At 68.2% G+C, this 17,692-nt stretch carries 17 protein-coding genes; 6 read left to right on the plus strand and 11 right to left on the minus strand.

Annotation, left to right across the window (positions count from 1 at the left end; genetic code table 11):
• Positions 1 to 7: 7 nt before the first annotated feature.
• Together HTZ84_RS06545 and bioB are read right to left on the minus strand one after the other, a co-directional pair.
• Positions 8 to 1,069, minus strand: a complete 1,062-nt coding sequence (locus tag HTZ84_RS06545; protein ID WP_174679935.1) for a transcriptional regulator — start codon at positions 1,067 to 1,069, stop codon at positions 8 to 10.
• Between the two features lie 24 nt (positions 1,070 to 1,093).
• Positions 1,094 to 2,200: a biotin synthase BioB gene (bioB, locus tag HTZ84_RS06550; protein WP_174679936.1), complete on the minus strand. Its 1,107-nt coding sequence runs from the start codon at positions 2,198 to 2,200 to the stop codon at positions 1,094 to 1,096.
• Positions 2,201 to 2,414: 214 nt separating this feature from the next.
• Between bioB and HTZ84_RS06555 the strand changes: the two genes are divergently transcribed.
• A complete protein-coding gene (locus HTZ84_RS06555; protein WP_174679937.1) occupies positions 2,415 to 3,314 on the plus strand; it encodes a haloalkane dehalogenase in 900 nt (299 codons plus the stop codon).
• Positions 3,315 to 3,340: 26 nt separating this feature from the next.
• Here HTZ84_RS06555 and HTZ84_RS06560 read toward each other — a convergent pair whose 3' ends face one another.
• The 9 genes from HTZ84_RS06560 to ligA all read right to left on the minus strand — a co-directional run bounded on the left by HTZ84_RS06560 (position 3,341) and on the right by ligA (position 11,641).
• Positions 3,341 to 3,952, minus strand: coding sequence for a TIR domain-containing protein (locus HTZ84_RS06560; protein ID WP_174679938.1), 612 nt, complete (start codon positions 3,950 to 3,952; stop codon positions 3,341 to 3,343).
• A gap of 166 nt (positions 3,953 to 4,118) precedes the next feature.
• On the minus strand, positions 4,119 to 4,556 hold the full coding sequence (locus HTZ84_RS06565) for a hypothetical protein (RefSeq protein ID WP_174679939.1): 438 nt from the start codon (positions 4,554 to 4,556) through the stop codon (positions 4,119 to 4,121).
• A 95-nt stretch (positions 4,557 to 4,651) separates the two neighbouring features.
• Positions 4,652 to 5,296 (minus strand): triose-phosphate isomerase, encoded by a 645-nt coding sequence (gene tpiA, locus HTZ84_RS06570; RefSeq protein ID WP_174679940.1) that lies wholly within the window; start codon positions 5,294 to 5,296, stop codon positions 4,652 to 4,654.
• Positions 5,297 to 5,377: 81 nt separating this feature from the next.
• On the minus strand, positions 5,378 to 5,926 hold the full coding sequence (locus tag HTZ84_RS06575) for a multiprotein bridging factor aMBF1 (protein ID WP_174679941.1): 549 nt from the start codon (positions 5,924 to 5,926) through the stop codon (positions 5,378 to 5,380).
• A 270-nt stretch (positions 5,927 to 6,196) separates the two neighbouring features.
• Positions 6,197 to 6,811 (minus strand): CDP-alcohol phosphatidyltransferase family protein, encoded by a 615-nt coding sequence (locus tag HTZ84_RS06580; RefSeq protein WP_008895209.1) that lies wholly within the window; start codon positions 6,809 to 6,811, stop codon positions 6,197 to 6,199.
• Positions 6,808 to 7,344, minus strand: coding sequence for an adenylate kinase family protein (locus HTZ84_RS06585; RefSeq protein ID WP_174679942.1), 537 nt, complete (start codon positions 7,342 to 7,344; stop codon positions 6,808 to 6,810). The genes HTZ84_RS06580 and HTZ84_RS06585 overlap by 4 nt, the downstream gene beginning before the upstream one ends.
• Entirely contained in the window at positions 7,341 to 8,522 is a 1,182-nt protein-coding gene (gene hisC / locus HTZ84_RS06590; RefSeq protein WP_174679943.1) for a histidinol-phosphate transaminase, read from the minus strand. The genes HTZ84_RS06585 and hisC overlap by 4 nt, the downstream gene beginning before the upstream one ends.
• 98 nt (positions 8,523 to 8,620) lie before the next feature.
• Complete coding sequence (locus HTZ84_RS06595; protein WP_174679944.1) at positions 8,621 to 9,778, minus strand: MFS transporter; 1,158 nt, start codon at positions 9,776 to 9,778, stop codon at positions 8,621 to 8,623.
• Between the two features lie 99 nt (positions 9,779 to 9,877).
• Positions 9,878 to 11,641 (minus strand): ATP-dependent DNA ligase LigA, encoded by a 1,764-nt coding sequence (ligA, locus tag HTZ84_RS06600; RefSeq protein ID WP_174679945.1) that lies wholly within the window; start codon positions 11,639 to 11,641, stop codon positions 9,878 to 9,880.
• 122 nt (positions 11,642 to 11,763) lie between these two features.
• Between ligA and HTZ84_RS06605 the strand changes: the two genes are divergently transcribed.
• The 5 genes from HTZ84_RS06605 to HTZ84_RS06625 all read left to right on the plus strand — a co-directional run bounded on the left by HTZ84_RS06605 (position 11,764) and on the right by HTZ84_RS06625 (position 17,668).
• On the plus strand, positions 11,764 to 13,317 hold the full coding sequence (locus HTZ84_RS06605) for a hypothetical protein (protein WP_174679946.1): 1,554 nt from the start codon (positions 11,764 to 11,766) through the stop codon (positions 13,315 to 13,317).
• A gap of 308 nt (positions 13,318 to 13,625) precedes the next feature.
• Positions 13,626 to 14,240, plus strand: coding sequence for a TetR/AcrR family transcriptional regulator (locus HTZ84_RS06610; protein WP_174679947.1), 615 nt, complete (start codon positions 13,626 to 13,628; stop codon positions 14,238 to 14,240).
• Positions 14,237 to 15,733 (plus strand): MATE family efflux transporter, encoded by a 1,497-nt coding sequence (locus HTZ84_RS06615; protein WP_174679948.1) that lies wholly within the window; start codon positions 14,237 to 14,239, stop codon positions 15,731 to 15,733. Before HTZ84_RS06610 ends, HTZ84_RS06615 begins: the two co-directional genes overlap by 4 nt.
• A 96-nt stretch (positions 15,734 to 15,829) precedes the next feature.
• Positions 15,830 to 16,822, plus strand: coding sequence for a 2-phospho-L-lactate transferase (cofD, locus tag HTZ84_RS06620; protein WP_174679949.1), 993 nt, complete (start codon positions 15,830 to 15,832; stop codon positions 16,820 to 16,822).
• 93 nt (positions 16,823 to 16,915) lie between these two features.
• Positions 16,916 to 17,668, plus strand: coding sequence for a tRNA-dihydrouridine synthase (locus tag HTZ84_RS06625; protein WP_174679950.1), 753 nt, complete (start codon positions 16,916 to 16,918; stop codon positions 17,666 to 17,668).
• Positions 17,669 to 17,692: the final 24 nt, after the last annotated feature.

Consider the following 17,692-nt stretch of genomic DNA (forward strand, 5'->3'; position numbering starts at 1 on the left):
GAGCGGTTCAGAACCCGGGCATCAGTTCGGCCGGGCCGAAAACGCCGTACTCGCCCGCACGGTTTCGGCGAGCGCCGGCTTTCAGGTAGCCGAGCGCCGGTCCGTTGACGTTGGCTTCCATGCTCGTCTCGTCGCCGAGTCGGAACGTGTTCGTCGCCGTCTCGCCGTCGAACGTTCGGCCAGTCACGCGGACGGTCGTGGTCGTCGGCTTCTCGTCGCTGCGCACGTCGAGGATGCCGCCCACCGTGACGTCCTCGGCGTCGCAGACCCCCGCGCGCTCGAGCAGAACGTCGTCGGCGTGTTCCATGTCCTCGAACTCGATGACGCCGTCGCGGTCGTCGATGATCGCCTCGATCTCCTCGTCGGAGAGGTCGCGCGCGGTCTCGAGGTCGTAGTCGGGGAGGTGGGCGACGTCCTCGCGGACGGTGCCGCGGTTGTCCTCGTAGCCCGATTTGAGGCCGACGCCCCACCAGATGTCGACGTCGGTGACCTCGACGAACGACTGGGCGGCGAGCGCCGCGGCGCCCGTCAGGAGACCGGGCGTCGCCCCGGCGCCGCAGATGAAGGTGATGCCCGCGTCCTCGAAGGCCGCGCTGCGCTCGTCCAGCATGTCGATCACGCGCGAGCGCTTGAGCACGTCGATCAGTACACCCGAGTAGCCGCCCTCGAGGAAGCGGTCGGCGACCCGCGGGATGAAGTCGTGTTCGTAGTTCGGCAGCGCGAGCAGGACGGCGTCGATCCCGTCGCCGCGATCGATGACGTCCCGAATGGGGTCCTCGCTGGGGCGAGCCTGCTCGGAGGCGACGACGCCCCTGTCCTCGCCGTGTCGTTTGACGCCGCCCTCGCTGTCGACGGCAGTCGCTCCCCCGCCGTCGGCAGCGACTTCGTTGTCGATATTGCCCTCCGTCGCCGCCAGCAGTTCGTCGACGTCCAGCCCGTCGAAATCGATCGCCGTGCCGTGACGATCGCAAGCCGCGACAGGCGTCAGATCGTCCTTGTGCTGGCTGACCTCGAGCGCTCGTCGGCCGATACCTCCCGTTCCAAGTACTGCAAACGTGACTTCGTCCATGAGTGTACTCGCGTCTCTCGTTCGTCAGTCGTCGCTCGGTTCCGCGCCCGTACTCGCCGACGTCTCGGTCGACGATTCCGCGGCGTCGTCGTGGCGGGCCTTGACCGTCTCGGGGTCGAACTCGTTGGCCTCCATGTTTGGCTCGAGTCCGGCCCGCTCGACGATCGCGAGGTCGTCGCCGGGCGACTGGCCCTCCGTGGTCAGGTAATCGCCCGTGAGCAGCCCGTCGGCGCCGGCCTCGAGTGGCAGGTGCTGCTCCTCGGGCGCCAGGTTCGCCTCCCGACCGCCGGTCAGGCGCACCCGCGATTCGGGGTGGAGCAGTTTGTAGACCGCGACCGTCTTCACGATCTCCTCGGTGGTGATGTCGGCACCCTGCTCGTACAGCGGCGTCCCCTCGACCGGGTTCAACACGTTCACCGGCAGCGAGGAGATGCCGATGTCCTGGAGGGCGATCGCGGCCTCGACGCGGTCGGCCGGCGTCTCGCCCATCCCGAGGATGACGCCGGCACAGAGGTCCATCCCCGCTTCCTTGGCCACCTCGAGGGTCTCGACGCGATCCTCGAAGCTGTGGGTGTCGACGATCTCGGGGAAGTACCGCGGCGAGGTCTCGATGTTGTGATTGTAGTGGTTGATCCCCTCGTCGGCGAGGATCGCGGCCTCCTCCTCGGTCAGAATGCCCAGCGAGGCGTCGACCTCGAGATCGCACTCGTCGCGGACGAGCCGGATCGACTCGATGACCTCCTGCCACTCCTCGGGGCGGCGTTCCTTCGAGACGCCCTTCTCGGCGACGACGATGCCGAAGCGCTGGGCGCCGTCGGCCTCGGCTCGCTTGGCGGCCTCGAGGATCTTCTCGGGACCGAGGAAGCCGTAGGTGTCGATTCCGGTGTCGAAGTGGACCGACTGGGCGCAGAAGCCGCAGTCCTCGGCGCAGTTGCCGGCCTTCGCGTTGACGATCGAACAGGCGTCGACCGTGCCGTCGCCGAAGCGGTCGCGCACGACGGCACCGGCCTCTGCGAGCGGTTCGACCGGTTGCGCCATCAGCGCTAGCCCGTCGGTCCGATCCAGTCGCTCGCCGGCCAGCACCCGCTCGAGCGCGTCGTCGACCGTCCGGTTGTCCGTCTCGTAAACCACGTCTCTAGAGGAGGTTAACGAAAATATAACGTTTTTGGATGTTCGCTTCGAGAGAAAACGGACGGAGCGAGCGTCTGAAAACGCCGGTTGCGTCCCATAGAGCGCCCTGCGAACGCGCTCCGGTTCGAGATTCGGGGGCTCGAGCGCTGACAACGCGCGGCCCGTTCACGTCGGTTCCCCAACCGTTTAATATTACTGTGTGGTCACACGGCTCATGGTAGTACGCATCTCGGAGGAACGGTTCGCCGACGTGCCCGATTTCGACTACGAGCCGGAGTACGTCGACGTCGGCGAGTTGCGAATGGCCTACGTCGAAACCGGCGGGAGCGGGGACGGCGGCAGAGACGAGGAGACGTTCCTCTGTCTCCACGGCGAGCCGACGTGGTCGTTCCTCTACCGAAAGATGATGCCGATCCTGGCCGAGCGCGGCCGCGTCGTGGTCCCCGATCTGATCGGCTGCGGGCGCTCCGACAGGTACGAGGACCGCGACGCCTACTCCGTCGAGATGCACTACGACGCGCTCGAGACGTTCGTCGAGGCACTCGATCTGACGAACGTCACGCTCGTCTGCCAGGACTGGGGCGGCGTCCTCGGGCTCCCGCTCGCGGTCCACCGGCCGGAGCGGTTCGCGCGACTCGTTCCGATGAACACCGGCGTCCCGGACGGGACCCAGGAGATGAGCGACCGATGGCACGAGTTCGCCGAGATGGTGGCGACCGCCGACGACCTCGACATCGGCAGACTCGTCCGGAACGGCTGTTACCGCGACCTCTCTGAGGCGGTCGTCGACGCCTATCGCGCGCCGTTCCCCGACGAGCGACACATGGCCGCCGCGCGGACGTTCCCCGGCCTCGTCCCGACATCGCCCGACGACCCCGGGGCGGAGCTGATGGCCGAAACGCAGGAGCGCCTCGGCGAGTGGGAGAAACCGGCGTTCGTGCTGTTCGGCAGGGAGGATCCGATCACGTCTCACGACCGGGATCCGCTCCGACAACACATCCCGACCGCGACCGAGCAGCCCGACGTCTGGATCGACGAGGCGGCACATTTCCTACAGGAGGACGCCGGCGAGGAGATCGCCGAACGCATCGTCGAGTTCGTCGATCGGACCTGACTCGATCCGGGCGACCCCAACGACCGCTATCCGGGTCGCTCCTCTCGGCGAACGAAGCCGATCGTCGCCGGATCGAAGTAGTACGTCGAGCGGCAGTCCGCACACGAGGCCGTCAACAGCTTCCCGTGTTTGTACTGTTTCCACAGCTTCGTCTGGTCCCGTTCGATATCCAGCGTGACCGGGTGGCCGCAGTCGGGAATCGTACAGGGAAACCGGATGTACCAGTTAGGCACCGAGAGCGCCCCGAGGGGCGCGAGTTCGCTCCGGAGGCGACTGAGCAGATTGAAGATCGTAAACGACGGGTTCTCCCGATCGATCGCCACGCCGTCGACGTCGCTTACGTACCCGTCCCGCTGGCGTTCGTCCTCGTGGAGCGGGAGCACCGGAATCCCCTTGGCCCGCGCGTAGCCGATCTCCTGGTTGATCCACCGGTCGGTCGCCGCGTCGTCGGTTACCACCGCGACGACGACGTCGCTGTTCGCGAGTCGTCCCTCGAGTCGCTTCCGCGAGCGGCCGGACTCGACCTCCTCGAGGGCGATGTGGACGCCGAAGGGGAAGTTCTTGACCGTCGAGAACAGTTCCTGGACGAGCTCGAGGTCGCCGGGGGCGTGCGAGACGTAGATCTGTTCTCCGGTCATCTGCGAATCTACGACGACTGGTGTGTGAGAGATTATTAATCTACCTACTTTCAGACCGTCACGATCGCCTGAAAAACCTACTGACTGATTCAGCGAACGATTCCCTGACTGTCCGTCTTCCTATCTGCCCGTCCGTCGTTCGGCCAACCGCAGGCCGGTACGGATCCTACCCGTCGGCCGACTGCACCGTCCCGAGGACCCGCTGCGAGAACTCGAGGTCGTCGATCTCCAGTCCCAGTCCCTCGAACCACTCTCGTTTCACGTGCCACTCGCCGCGCCGCTGCCCGTCGGTCGTCAGCGACGTCGCCTCGAGGCGGCCCGGCGACCACTCGCGCTCGGCGGCGATATCGAGTACCGTTCGGACGACGGTCCCGACTTCATTGCTGTCGACGGCGGGTGTCTCGGCGACGGTCTCGTACTCGAGGACGATGCCAGCCCCGTCCGGAACCGCAGTTGCAGTCTCGCCGTCAGTGACATCATCCGCGGTCGAGTCCGAGCCGTCGCGCTCGTCGTCCGGCGGTCGCAACTCACAGCCCGTGACGTAGATCCCCTGTCCCATCAGGCGGTTCTCGAGCGTCACCGGGATGGGGTAGTCGTTAGTCATGCGATACGCTACCGTGACCGAGGGGAAAAGTCCAGTGGCGCGGCCCTGCCGCACCTCGCGATGTGATCGATTCTCCGTGACCTATCAACTCCCGATCAGAGCGGGTCGACGAGATCTTCAAGAGCCGCCTGCGGGTCGTCGGCCTTCGCGACGCCGCTGGCCAGCAGGACGCCCTCGGCGCCGAGGTCGCCGGCCGCGACGACGTCGTCGCCGGTGCTGATGCCGGCACCGCAGAGGACCGACACCTCGCTATCGACGTTGTCGGCCGCCTCGACGGCGTCCTCGACGATATCTGGATCGGCCTGACTGACCGGCGTTCCGGTGCCGATCAGTTCCGGCGGCTCGACGGCGACCGCGTCCGGACCCAGCGCCGCCGCCGCGCCGATCTGTTCGGGGTTGTTCGCGCAGACGACCGTCTCGAGGCCCGCGCGCTCAGCGGCGCGGACGGAGCCGTCGATATCGGCCAGTTTCAGCCGCTTCTCGGAGTGGTTGATCAGCGTCCCGACCGCGCCCGCGTCGGCGACCGATTCGGCGAGCGTGTGGCCGGTGTTGCTCCCGTGTTCGATCGGGTCGACGTGCTGGGCCCACGTCTCGACGCCCGTCTCGGCGACGCGGGCGAGGTCGGCCGCCTGCGGTGCGACCGCGAGGCGCGCGTCGGTCGATTCGTCGACGTCGCGGACGGCTTCGGCGACTGCGACGGGGTCGCAGGGATACGTCTTCAGGTTAACGAGAACGAACATACGAGCACAGCCATCCGCACGGAAGAAATAGCTTGCGAGTCGCCGGCGCGAATCGGCGTCGGCGCCCGGATCGGTCGCCCGTCAGTCCTTTCGCTTGACGACGTCGCCGAGCGTGTAACTGCCCGAGGCCGACCCGCCAGACCACTCCGAATCGTCGCCGGAGCTCCCCTCGGCGCTCAGGTCGATCTCGAGGAAGCTCTCGAGTTCCGACTGGACGCGGTCGCTGGGGAGCGTGTCCCCGCGTTCGATCTTGCGGATCAGGCTCGCCTTCTCGTTGAGTTCGTTGGCCAGGTCCGACTGGCTGAGCCCCTTCTGCTCGCGGGCGTTGCGGACGCGGTCGTCGTAGTCGGTCGCGAGTTCGTCCATGTCGTCGAACATGTCCGACCGACGCTGGGAACTCGAGCCGCCCGAACGGGACGACGAACTCGATGCAGAGCCACCCGAACTACCCCCGGAGCTGGACGACGAACTCGAGCCGGTCGAGTACTTCGTCGAGGAGCTCGAGCTGGAGGTCTGCTTGACCTCGGTACCGAAATCGGTACAGTTCGAACACACGTCGAGCTTCGCGCCCTCGACCTTGATTGTCTTCGGAGACGACGTCTCGGCGCCACACATCTCGCACTGGACCATGGGGGTACGTATATCGCGGCGAGCCATAAACCATGCGGCGCGGTCTCGATGATTCGATGTTTCCGTTGGCGTCTTTGTGTCGATCTTCGTAGCGTCGACGTTGGATGCCGCGACGGCTGGAAACTCCACGAAAGCCCCGTCCCCTTTCATTTCCGCCCGCGATGGCCTGATAGATCAGCCGGCACAGGTGGGAACGAACGGGACAGGGCTTACGTAGTGTTCTCGAGTGAATCGGGACGAAAGAGAAACGCGACCTCGAGAGCGCGAGACTCAGTCAAGCGCCGCCCAGGAGTAGGCGAACCGCTGGAGCGCGGTCAGGTGACCGACGACCGCGAGGAAGACGAGCAGCCAGCCGATCACCGTGACTCCGCCCGGCTCGAGGTCGGCCAGCGGGTAGGCGACGAAGCCGACGATCCCGATGATCGCCAGTCGGTCCGCGCGGCCGACGAGGCCGCCGTAGACGCGGTCGAGGCCGACGGCCTGGGCCTGCGTGCCGAGGTAGGAGGTCATCACGACGCCCGTCACGGCCAGGAAGCCCAGCAGATAGTCGTCGATGCCCGCAGCGAGGCCGGCGATGACGACGATGTCGGCGTAGCGGTCGAGGACGTGATCGAGGAGGTCGCCGCCCGCGGAGGCGACCTGTTGTTCGCGGGCGAGCGCGCCGTCGATGATGTCCAGCCAGCCGTTGAGGAAGACCAGCGTCGCGGCCGCGACGTACCAGATCGGATCGGCGCGACCGCCCAGCGCGAACGCGGCCGCCGCGAGGACGGCCATGCCGAAGGCCAGCACGCTCACGCCGTCGGGGGTCAACCCGACGCGGTCGAAGCCTCTGACGAACGGATCCAAGAATCGGGAGACGTACGGTCTGAGTTTGTCCAGCGTCATGCCAGGTACCCCACGTAGTCGACCTCGCCGGCGCTCGGCTCTCGTTCGCCCGTCGCGACCGCCTCGAGGGCGTCCGCGACGGCCTCGGGATCGCGGTCGGTGGTATCGATCTCGTAGACCGACTCGAGGCCGTGTTCGTCGACCGCCTCCGAGAGGATGACGTCCAGCGCCTCGCTCTCGGCGTTTTCCGTCGCCTTCGCCTCGGTCTCGCCGCGCTCGCGGAGTCGCGCCTCGAGCCGTTCCGGCGCACACCGCAGGACGGCGACCCGGTCGGCCGCGAAGTGGTGGGCGAGGTGGGACTCGATCACGACGTCGTCCCGGCCCTCGAGCCACTCGCTCATGGCCTCGAGGTCGGCAACCAGGCTCTCGCGGTCGGCGTCGACCTCGGTGTAGAGGCCCTCGTCCTCGAGGACGCGGTTGAGGTGGACGACGTCGAAGTCGGGCGCCGCGTCGTCATCCGCGAACCGCGACTCGAGCAGTTCGGTCGCGGTGGTCTTCCCGGTTCCCGGGGTCCCGGTGACGGCGACTCTCACGTGTCGGACACCTCCGCTTCCGGGTCCGGATCCATCGCGGGTTCGCCGTCGGGGTCCGCGTCGCTGTCGGGTTCGGACTCGAGATCGAGGTCCGCGAGCACGTCGTTGAGCGTCTCGACCGCGCGCTCGGTCTCCTCGTCGGTGCCGCAGGTGATGCGGATGCAGGCCGGGAGGCCGAAACTCGAGCAGTCGCGGACGATGACGCCCCGCCGCTGCATCTCCTCGGCGACCGCGCTGGCGTCGCCGACGTCGACGAGCACGAAGTTCCCCTCGCTCTCCCAGACGTGCGCGTCGATCGCGTCGCGCATGTGCTCGCGTGATTCGCGGGCCGTCTCGGCGGTTCTCTCGACGTGTTCCTCGTCGTCGATCGCCGCGAGGCCGGCCCGGCAGGCGAGTTCGCTGGCCGCGAAGGGGGTGTTCACCCGAGCGTAGGCCGCGCCCCACTCCGCGGGGACGACGGCGTAGCCGAGGCGGACGCCGGCCAGCCCGTAGGCCTTCGAGAACGTCCGCAGGACGGCGATATCGTCGCGAGCGTCGTAGCCGTCCCGACCCTCGATCAGGGCGACGGCGCTGTCGCGGTCGGCGAACTCGCCGTAGGCCTCGTCGACGACGATCAGCGTCTCGTCGTCGGTCTCGTCGGCGAGTCGCTCGATTTCGGCCAGCGGCATCGTCGACCCCGTCGGATTGTGCGGGCTGGTGACCCAGACGACGCGGTCGCCGTCGTAGGAGTCGAGGACCGTCTCGGCGGTCTGTGCGAAGTCGTCCTCGCGCTCGATGGCGTACTCCCGGACCTCGCCGTGGTGGTAGCGGGCGCTCATCCCGTAGTAGGCGAAGCCCGGCGTCGGGACGCAGACGGTGTCACCGGGCTCGAGGGTCGCCCGGTGGAGGTAGTCGATCGCCCCGTCGCCGCCGTTGGCAAGCCAGACCTGCTCGTCGCCGACGTTCCAGCGGTCGGCGACGGCGGCGGTCAGGTCGGCGTGGGCGGCTTTCGGGTAGGAACTGACGCTCGAGGCGGCGTCGCGAAGCGCCACGGCGGCCGCGGGGGAGGGGCCGTGCGGGTTCTCGTTGGAGGCGAGTTTGACGAATTCCGAGGGGTCGCGCCCGAGTTCGCGGGCGACTTCCTCGATGCCTCGACCCGCCTCGTAGGCGACGTGGTCGGACAGGTCGCGCGGTTGCATACGAGCATCCTGTCGGGCGTGGGTCTTAAGGGTGCTTACCTGTCTTCGACGCGGGGAGTTTCCCGTCCCGACGGTCGACGCTCCCGAACGGCGCCGGTTCAGTTCGGGAGCCGCCCGATTCGCTCGAGACCCAGGAGGACGACGGCCGAGGCTCCGAGGAGGAGCGCGGCGCCGGCGAACACGCCGTCGTAGGTGTGGCCGCGCTCGAGGACCCACCCCAGGGCGGACGAGCCCAGCGCCTGCGCGAGCATCCAGGCGGAGCTGAACACGGCGTAGGCGCTGCTCCGCGTCGAGTCCGGGAGCGTATCGAGGAGGTACGCGTCCGTGGCCGGGAACAGCGCGTGGATGACGAGTCCGACAACCGCGCTGAGGACGGCCAGCGCGAGGAAGCCCTCGACCGCCGTCAACAGGAGTAGCGTCGCGGCGAACGTTCCGACGACGCCGAGCAGGTACGGAACGTAGGGGAACCGATCGGCCAGATCCCCGCTGAAGAAGAACGCGGGGACGCCGGCCGCGAAGACGATCGTGAGCAGCGTGCCCGCCGCGCCGTCCGAGAGCCCCTTCGACTGCATATAGAGTTCGTAGAAGTTGAACAGCCCCTGCCAGACGAACGAGGTCGCGCCGACGATCGCCAGCGCCGTCGCGATGAGCTTCCACTCCGAGAGCGCGCCGGCGACGAAGTCGCGGTCGGCCTCGCCCGCCGCCGGCATCTCGGTCCGTCGCGCGGTGACCCACGTGACGGCCGTCAGCAGCGCCGCGCCGGCGGCGATCGTCCACAGCGAGAGCCGCCAGTCGACGAGCAGCGTGAGCGCGACGAACGGGGCGGCGGCCACCGCGCCGATCTGGGCGGCGGCGCCGTGGATCCCCATCGCGCGGCCGACCCGCGACGGGAAGAGTTCGCTCAGCAGCGGGTTCGCCGCGACGAAGTAGACGCCGGAGGCGATGCCCATGAGGAAGGCGCCGATCAGCAGGTGTCGAACGGTCGTCGCGTTCGCAGCGAGCGCCGCGGAGATCGCGAGAATCGTCCCGGAGCCGATCACGACGCGGTGTCTCGGAACTCTCGTGAGCAGCCACCCCGTCGGCAGCCGCGGGGAGGCGCTCCCGACCCACACGAGGGTCACGATGAGCCCCGCCGTCGCCTCGCCGATCGCGAACTCGGCGATGAAGACGTCAAGCAGCGGCGCGAAGATGATTCTGGCGAGGTTGAGGAGGAAGACGAGGCCGCAGAGAGACGCGAAGAGTCGGGTTCGGGACACGGTCACGCTTTCCGACAGTCGCTCTCAAGCGTTCCGAAAGCGGAACTGTCAGTACACGATTCTCTAAGTCATCCCCGACGATATCGCCGTTGTCGCTCGCTACGCCTGCAGCCGTTCGACGCGCTCGAGCGTGTCCGCGTCCTCGGGGTCCTTGTCGGAGCGAACGCCCAGAAACCGCGGGAAGCGAAGCGCGTAGCCCGACGAGTAGGTCGGCGAGGTCTGGATCTCCTCGTAGCCGACCTCGAAGACGACTGCAGGCTCTATGTCCACCGCCTGACCCTCCTCGGCGGCGACGTGGGGCTCGAGGAGTTCCGTGAGTTCCTCGAGTTTCTCGTCGGTGATGCCCGTCGCGACCTTGCCGACGGTCTCCAAGTCGTCGCCCGCGCGCACGGAGAGTTCGAAGGTGCCCAAGAACGTCGCGCGCCGACCCTCGCCCCACTCCGCGCCGGTCACCACGCAGTCCAGCGTCTCCACGTCTGGTTTGCGCTTGCGCCAGTGTTTGCCCCGTCGGCCCGGCGAGTACGTCGAGTCGGGATCCTTGAGCATGATCCCCTCGTGGCCCGCCTCGAGGGCCTCGGCGTCGATCGCCTCGATCGCGTCGGGATCGTCGGTCGTCCAGAGCAGCGAGAGCCCCTCGATCTCGTCCTCGTCCCGCTCCGGCGCCTCGCCGTCCGCCAGCACCGCCCGCAGCCGCTCGTGGCGCGTCGTCAGCGGCTCCTCGAGTAAGTCCTCGCCGTCGGCGTGCAGGCAGTCGAAGAAGACCGGCCGAACCGTCACGTCCTCGCGGGCCTTCGCGACGTCGTGTTTCCGGCGGAAGCGCTTGAGCACCTCCTGGAACGGGAGCGGATCGTCGTTCTCGTCGATCGCGACGACCTCGCCGTCCAGAATCGCGGGTTCCTCGAGGGTCGCCTCGGCGAACTCGACGACTTCGGGGAGGGCGTCGGTGACCGACTCCATGTTTCTCGAGAAGACGCGGGTCTCGGTGCCCGCCTCGGCGGCCTCGGGATCGTAGTGCAACTGGATGCGCGCCCCGTCGTACTTCCACTCGACGGCGGCCTCGTCCCACTCCTCGAGGGCGTCGGTGACCGTCCCCGCCTGTGCGAGCATCGCCTGGACGGGGCGGCCGACTTCGAGGTCCAGTCGGTCCAGGCCCTCGAGGCCTTCGTCCCGGGCGACGCGGGCGACCTCGCCGTAGTCGTTCGAGACCTGCAGGGCGCGTTCGACCCGCTCCTCGGGGACGTCGAACGCCTCGGCGATCGCGTCCCGGACCGTGCCCTCGCCGACGCCGATGCGCATCTCCGAGAGGACGAGGCGGGCGAGATAGCGGGCCTCCTCGCTCGAGCAGCGATTGAAGAGCCCGAAAAGGAGATCGATCTTGCGGTCCTGGCTCCCCGAGCCCTCCGCGGCGGCGAGGTCGGCGAGCGTCTCGTAGACCTCGCGAACGGTGAGATCGTTCCCGCCGGCGCCGCCACCGTTTCCGCCCCCGCCGGTGAACGCGCCCAGGCCCTGCTGGCCGCCGAACTCGTAGCCGGCGGCCACCTCGCCGATCTCGCCGACCTCGGCCAGTCGCTCCTCGACGTCGTCGCTTCCCACGTTCGTCCCCGCCGCGCGGGCGATCGCCTCGTAGCACGTCGTCGGGCCGATGTCGAGTTTCGTCGAGTCCCAGGCCGGGAAGACGCGTCCCTGGACGAACCGAGCGACGATCTCGACGGTCTGCGGGTCCACCGCAGAGTCAGCGGAACGTCGTTCCTCGCTATCGTCGCCGGCGTCCGCGAGCAACTCGCTGGTTCGGGCGACGATCTCGAGGTCGGCCGGCTCGGCTTCGATCGCGGCGGCGCGGTCGGCGAACGTGGCGAACTCCATCGCCGGAGTGTACCGGCGGCGGGAGTAAAACGGTTCTGAGACCGCTCGAGTGAGGGGTCCCGAGCGCCGCGGCGCGGGCGCGAGGCTGTGCTTTAAAGACAATCGCGCTCGCACTCGGAGGTATGCCAGAGGAGGAGCTCGCCGAGCGAGTCGCCGACGTGCTGACCGTCGACGCCGCGGGGTTTCGCGAGCAGGCGCAGGCGGACGCCGAGGTGATCAAAGACGCCGTCGACGAGGGCGTTTTCGACAATCCGCAGGCGATCGTCGGCCTCGAGTACGAGTTCTACGCGGTCAAGAACGACGACTGCGCGCTGCGGCGGGTTCCCCGCCGGTTGCTCGAACTGATCGGGTTCGAGAAGGAACTCGGGCTGCACAACGCGGAGATGACGACCAGCCCGCAGCCGTTGAACGCCCACGGGCTGGCGGCCCAGGAGTCTGAGGTCAAGGCCCGGCTCCAGACGGCGCTTGACGTCACCCAGTCCGAACAGATGCGGCTGGTCAGCGACGCGCTCTGGACGCTGCCGCCTGAAGGCGAGGACGCGACGACGTACCTCACCGACAGCGTCGAGCGGACGACGACCGACGACGACGGCACCGAGCGGTCGTTCCGGATCGCCACCAACATGAGCGACTCCGCGCGCTACCACGCGATGGCCAACACGGACCAGGCCGAGTCCGCCGGCATGTGCATCCAGGCCCCCCACGTGTCGCTCCAGGCCGACACCGTCATGCCCGAGAGCCTCATCACCTCGATCCAACCCCACTATCAGGTGGCCCACGCGCCGGACCTCCCCGACTACTTCAACTACGCGCTGCGCATCGCGGGGCCGCTGCTCGCGCTCGGCGTCAACTCGCCGTTCTTCCCGGCCGACCTCTACGACGACGAGGCGACCCCCGAGGAGATCCTCCGGGACGGCTGGATGGAACACCGTATCAGCGTCTTCGAGACCGTGCTCAACGATCCCACGACCGGCGAGGGGAAGGTCCGCTTCCCTCGCGATCTGGAAAACGTCGAGGAGGCGATCGACCGGATCGCCGACGACGACACCATCGTTCCGATGCCCGTCGAAGCCGGCGAGCGCTTCGACGACCGGTTCCCCCACTTCAGCCGCAAACACGGTACCTACTGGCGGTGGATCCGCCCGGTGTTCGGCGGACCGACGCGCTCGGCCGCCAACGCCCGCATCGAGTTCCGCCCCATCCCCGCCCAGCCGACCGTCCGCGACTCCACGGCCTTCCTCGCCGCCTTCGCCGGGCTGATGGAGAGTCTGACCCGCCTCGAGCACCCCGTCCTCGAGCTCGACTGGCAGCTCGCTCGGGAGAACTTCTACGCGGCGATGGTCGACGGCCTCGAGGCCGAGTTGAACTGGGTCACCAACGACGGCAAGGAGACCGCCGACAAGCTCGCGCTCTACGAGGACCTGCTGGCCCACGCCGAGGACGGGCTGACGAACCGCGGCCTGAGCGAGGAAGAGGCCGCGAAGTACCTCTATCCGCTCCGGCGGCGGGTCCGCCAGGAGGTGACGCCCGCCAGCTGGAAACGCGAGCAGGTCCGGTCGGCGCTCGCGGACGGCGCCGACCTCGACGCGGCGATCGAGGCGATGCAGCAGGCGTACATCCACCGACAGTCGGAGACGCTCCTCGACGGGAGTTTCGCCGACTGGATCGGCGACTAGTCGGGTCTCGGGATCGGTCCTCGTTCGGCGGTTCCTCGAGCACAGCTCGTTTCCGCGGTTTCTCGGAACCGTCTCGCGTCCGGCAGTTCTTCGACCCGTCTCGCGGCGGGCGATTCGTTGATTCGGTCGCGCGACTCGGCTCGAGCGATCCGGCGACGCCGACCGTTCACCGGCTCTCCTTTTGGTCGGCGAATTAGCCGTGAGAAGGGCTCGCAGCCCGCTCGGTGGCCGAATTGAATCCCAAGATACTTCCCTAACTGGCCGGTCAGTTACGACGAGAACGACCGCCTTCGGACCCCGGGATCCTAATGACTGAGACGACAGCAACTACCGACGAACTCATGGAGGCGACCTACGCCGCGCTCTGCAAGCACGGCTACGCGTCGCTCCGGATGCGAGATATCGCCGCCGAATCGTCAAAGAGCAAGGCCACGCTCCACTACCACTACGAGAGCAAGCAGAACCTCCTCTACGCGCTGCTGGACTATCTCACCGACTCCTTCGCGGAACGAGTCGAGACCCTCGAGGGCGAGACGCCGGCCGAACGGATTCTGGCGCTCGTCGATATCTACCTCGAGCCCGCCGCGGACGACTCGCTGCCCGAATTCCGGACCGCGCTGCTCGAGATCAAAGCCCAGGGGCCGTACGACGACCGGTTCCGGGCGGAACTCGCCGAGTTCGACCGAATGCTTCGCGGACGGATCCGATCGCTGATCGAGGACGGACAGGACGAGGACGTCTTCCGGCCGGACGTCGACCCCGACGAGACCGCCGAGTTCATCGTCACCGCGTTGAACGGCGCCCAGACGCGCCACGTGGCCGTCGATCACCCGCTCGAGCGGACCCGGAGCGCACTCGAGACCTACGTCCGCCGCGAACTGCTCGCAGCCGACGCCGACGAGACGGAGGAGCGATTCGAGTGACGGTGCGCGATCACCTCGAGGCGATCTTCAAATCGGCCGACGAGCTCGACCTGACCGAGGGCGGGATCGCGCGGCCGCTGATCTACCTCTCGATTCCATTGATCATCACGAACGTGTTGCAGGTCACCTACAACCTCGCGGACACGTTCTGGCTCGGCCAGCACAGCACGACGTCACTGGCGGCGATCAGTTTCGCGTTCCCGATGGTCTTCTTCCTCATCGCGCTGGCGCTCGGCGTCTCCGTCGCCGGGAGCGTCCTCGTCGCCCAGCACACCGGCGCGGATAACCCCGAACGGGCGGAGTACGCCGCCTCGCAGACGATCATGTACGCGATTCTCGCGTCGCTCGCGCTCGGCGCCGTCGGCTACGTCTTCGCCGGCGACATCCTCGCGTTGTTCGGCGCCGAGGCCGACATCGAGCCGCTGGTCACCGCCTACATGGAGGTCTACTCCGTCGGGCTGGTGGCCGTCTTCGGCTTCCTCGTCTTCCTCGCGCTCATGCGGGGGTACGGCGACACCGTCACGCCGATGCTCGTCATGTTCGGCTCGGTCGTGCTCAACATCGTCCTCGACCCGTTCCTCATCTTCGGATTCGAGGGCAACCCGCTGTTCGGCTACCTCGGATTGGGCGGCCTCGAGGCCGAGCTGCTCGCCGCCACCGGCTACGCCGGGTCGGGGATCGAGGGCGCCGCGATCGCGACCGTCTTCTCGCGGGCGCTGGCCTTTGCCGTCGGCCTCGCGATCATGTTCCGGGGTACGCACGGCGTCCGGATCCGCCTCTCGCAGATGAAACCCGACCTCGAGTACGCGCGGAAACTCGTCGAGATCGGGACGCCGGCGTCGGTCGAGGGGACCGCGCGGGCCCTCTCGATCAACCTGCTGTTGGTCATCATCGCGATGTTCCCCGAGACGGTCGTCGCCGCCTTCGGGATCGGAACCCGCGTGTTCTCGGTGATCTTCCTCCCGGCGATCGCCTTCTCCCAGGGGATCGAGACGATGACCGGCCAGAACATCGGCGCCGGGAAGCGCGGGCGCGCCGAGCGGACGAACCACTTCGGCGCGAAGGTCATGCTGGTCACGCTCACCGGCCTCGGCGCGGTGGTCTTCCTGGCCGCCGCGCCGATCGTCTCGGTGTTCACGACCGACGCCGCGGTCGTCGCCGAGGGCGCGACCTTCCTCCGCTACACGGCCCTGACGTTCGGGTCCATGGGTGTAATGCGGGCCTACAGCGGCGGCTTTCGCGGGGCCGGGAAAACGATGATCGCCGCGGCGATCTCCGTGCTCACCCTCGGCGTGATCCGTTTTCCGCTCGCGTGGTTCGGCGCCCAAAGCGTCGGCTCGAACGGCGTCTGGGCCGCCTTCGCCGTCTCGACCGTCGTCGGTGGCGGGATCGCCTACGCCTGGTTCAACTGGGGCGACTGGCTCGATTCGACGTCGGTCCAAACCGGCGCCGCGGTCGGCGCCGAGAGCAGCGGGAGCGTCGGCGACGACTGACGCGATTTCGGCGGAACCGCCCCAGCCTGACGTCGGATCGCCTCGCCTCGGAACCAGCCACAAGTGATTAAGTATTCACGCTCGAGAGTGTTGCGTATGGTAACTTTCCTCTCCGGAGGCACCGGAACGCCGAAGCTGTTAGACGGTGCCGCCGCCGCGTTCTCGCCGGAGGAGACCACCGTCGTCGCCAACACGGGCGACGACATCGAAATCGGTGGTCTGTTCGTCTCGCCGGACGTCGATACGCTGCTGTTTCAGGGTGGCGGCGTACTCGACCGCGAAACGTGGTGGGGGATCGACGGGGACACGCACCGGACCAACGCCGCGCTGTCGGATATCGCGTCGGCCGCGGGGCTGCCCGACGGCCCGCAGTACCTCCCGGAGGAGCGACAGACCGAGGGGCGCGACCTCGCGAACTGGCGGCGCTTCTCGGGGGTCGCCGAGTTCATGACGATCGGCGACCGCGACCGGGCCGTCCACATCACGCGGACGAGCCTCCTCGATCAGGGACTCTCGTTGAGCGAAGCGACCCAGCGGCTCGCGGACGCCTTCGGGCTGACGATCGACCTCCTGCCGATGAGCGACGACCCCGTCGCGAGCCTCGTCCACACCGAGCAGGGAATGATGCACTTCCAGGAGTACTGGGTGGCCCACCGCGGCGAACCGACCGTCGAGACCGTCGAGTTCCGCGGCTCTTCGAACGCCGAGCCCGCGCCGGGCGTCATCGACGCGCTCGAGGACACCGTCGTCATCGGCCCCTCGAACCCCGTCACGAGCATCGGGCCGATGCTGACGCTGCCTGGCGTGGCCGATACGCTCAGTCAGTCGACGGTCGTCGCGGTCTCGCCGTTCCTCGGTGACGACGCCTTCTCGGGGCCCGCGGGCGATCTCATGTCGGCGGTCAACGCCGACCCCAGCACCGAGGGGCTCGCGACGGCCTATCCGTTCGCCGACGCCTTCGTCATCGACGAGGGCGACGACGCCGAGTTCGACCGGCCGACGCTCCAGACCGACATCGAGATCGGCTCCTCGGACGACGCCGCGCGCGTCGCCCGGACGGTCGAGGAAGCGATCGATATCGTCGACTGAGCGTCGCCCCCCGTCGCAAATTCTCGACCGAGGGCAGTCGACCGCCGGCCGCGAACGACTACGTTCAAGGCCCCTCGGCGCCGACGCTCGAGTATGTTCACGCCGCCGCTCGCCCTGGCCAGCCTCAGCGGGGAAGCCGACGCCGAGTGGGCTCGAGCGGGCGCCGACTACGCGGGCGCCGCCGTGCTCGGCGGCATCGCCATCGACGCGGAGTCCCGCGCAGCGGCGCGGGAACTCGTCGAACGCGACCGAACCGAGTTCCTCCCCGACGATCCCATCGCCTTCATCGACCGGCAGCTCGCCGCTCTCGAGGACGCGCCGATCCAGCCGGCGTTCAACGTTCGGAGCGCGACGCCCGATCCGATCCCCGACGCCGCCCGCGTCTGCCGGGACCGGGGCGCGTTCCTCGAGATCAACGCCCACTGCCGACAGGACGAACTCTGCGCGGCCGGCTGCGGCGAGACGCTCCTGCGGGACCGCGAGCGCCTCCGCGACTACGTCCGGCGGGCCGCCGACACCGGCGCCACCGTCGGCGTGAAGGTCCGCGCCGAGGTCCCCGACGTCGACCTCCCCGCGCTCGCGGCCGCGCTCGAGACCGCGGGCGCCGACTACGTCCACGTCGACGCGATGGACACCGAGTCGGTCGTCCGCGATATCGCCGACGCCACCGACCTGTTCGTCGTCGCCAACAACGGCGTCCGCGACGACGCGACCGTCCGCGAGTACGTCGACTACGGCGCCGACGCGGTCAGCGTCGGTCGCCCCAGCGACAACCCGGTCGTCCTCGAGCGCGTCCGCGAGGCCGTCGATCACCACCTCGTTCTCGAGGGACCCCCGTCGCGATAACGTGGCCGCGATACCGGGAGGTCG

The sequence above is a fragment of the Haloterrigena gelatinilytica genome, assembly GCF_013342145.1.
Taxonomy (GTDB): Archaea; Halobacteriota; Halobacteria; order Halobacteriales; family Natrialbaceae; genus Haloterrigena; species Haloterrigena gelatinilytica.

Bases quoted from the DNA above. Each gene is read 5' to 3' on its own strand.
- HTZ84_RS06545 (WP_174679935.1), bottom strand. From the start codon at position 1,069: ATGGACGAAGTCACGTTTGCAGTACTTGGAACGGGAGGTATCGGCCGA.
- HTZ84_RS06555 (WP_174679937.1), top strand. From the start codon at position 2,415: ATGGTAGTACGCATCTCGGAGGAACGGTTCGCCGACGTGCCCGATTTC.
- HTZ84_RS06560 (WP_174679938.1), bottom strand. From the start codon at position 3,952: ATGACCGGAGAACAGATCTACGTCTCGCACGCCCCCGGCGACCTCGAG.
- HTZ84_RS06565 (WP_174679939.1), bottom strand. From the start codon at position 4,556: ATGACTAACGACTACCCCATCCCGGTGACGCTCGAGAACCGCCTGATG.
- tpiA (WP_174679940.1), bottom strand. From the start codon at position 5,296: ATGTTCGTTCTCGTTAACCTGAAGACGTATCCCTGCGACCCCGTCGCA.
- HTZ84_RS06575 (WP_174679941.1), bottom strand. From the start codon at position 5,926: ATGGTCCAGTGCGAGATGTGTGGCGCCGAGACGTCGTCTCCGAAGACA.
- HTZ84_RS06580 (WP_008895209.1), bottom strand. From the start codon at position 6,811: ATGACGCTGGACAAACTCAGACCGTACGTCTCCCGATTCTTGGATCCG.
- hisC (WP_174679943.1), bottom strand. From the start codon at position 8,522: ATGCAACCGCGCGACCTGTCCGACCACGTCGCCTACGAGGCGGGTCGA.
- ligA (WP_174679945.1), bottom strand. From the start codon at position 11,641: ATGGAGTTCGCCACGTTCGCCGACCGCGCCGCCGCGATCGAAGCCGAG.
- HTZ84_RS06605 (WP_174679946.1), top strand. From the start codon at position 11,764: ATGCCAGAGGAGGAGCTCGCCGAGCGAGTCGCCGACGTGCTGACCGTC.
- HTZ84_RS06610 (WP_174679947.1), top strand. From the start codon at position 13,626: ATGACTGAGACGACAGCAACTACCGACGAACTCATGGAGGCGACCTAC.
- cofD (WP_174679949.1), top strand. From the start codon at position 15,830: ATGGTAACTTTCCTCTCCGGAGGCACCGGAACGCCGAAGCTGTTAGAC.
- HTZ84_RS06625 (WP_174679950.1), top strand. From the start codon at position 16,916: ATGTTCACGCCGCCGCTCGCCCTGGCCAGCCTCAGCGGGGAAGCCGAC.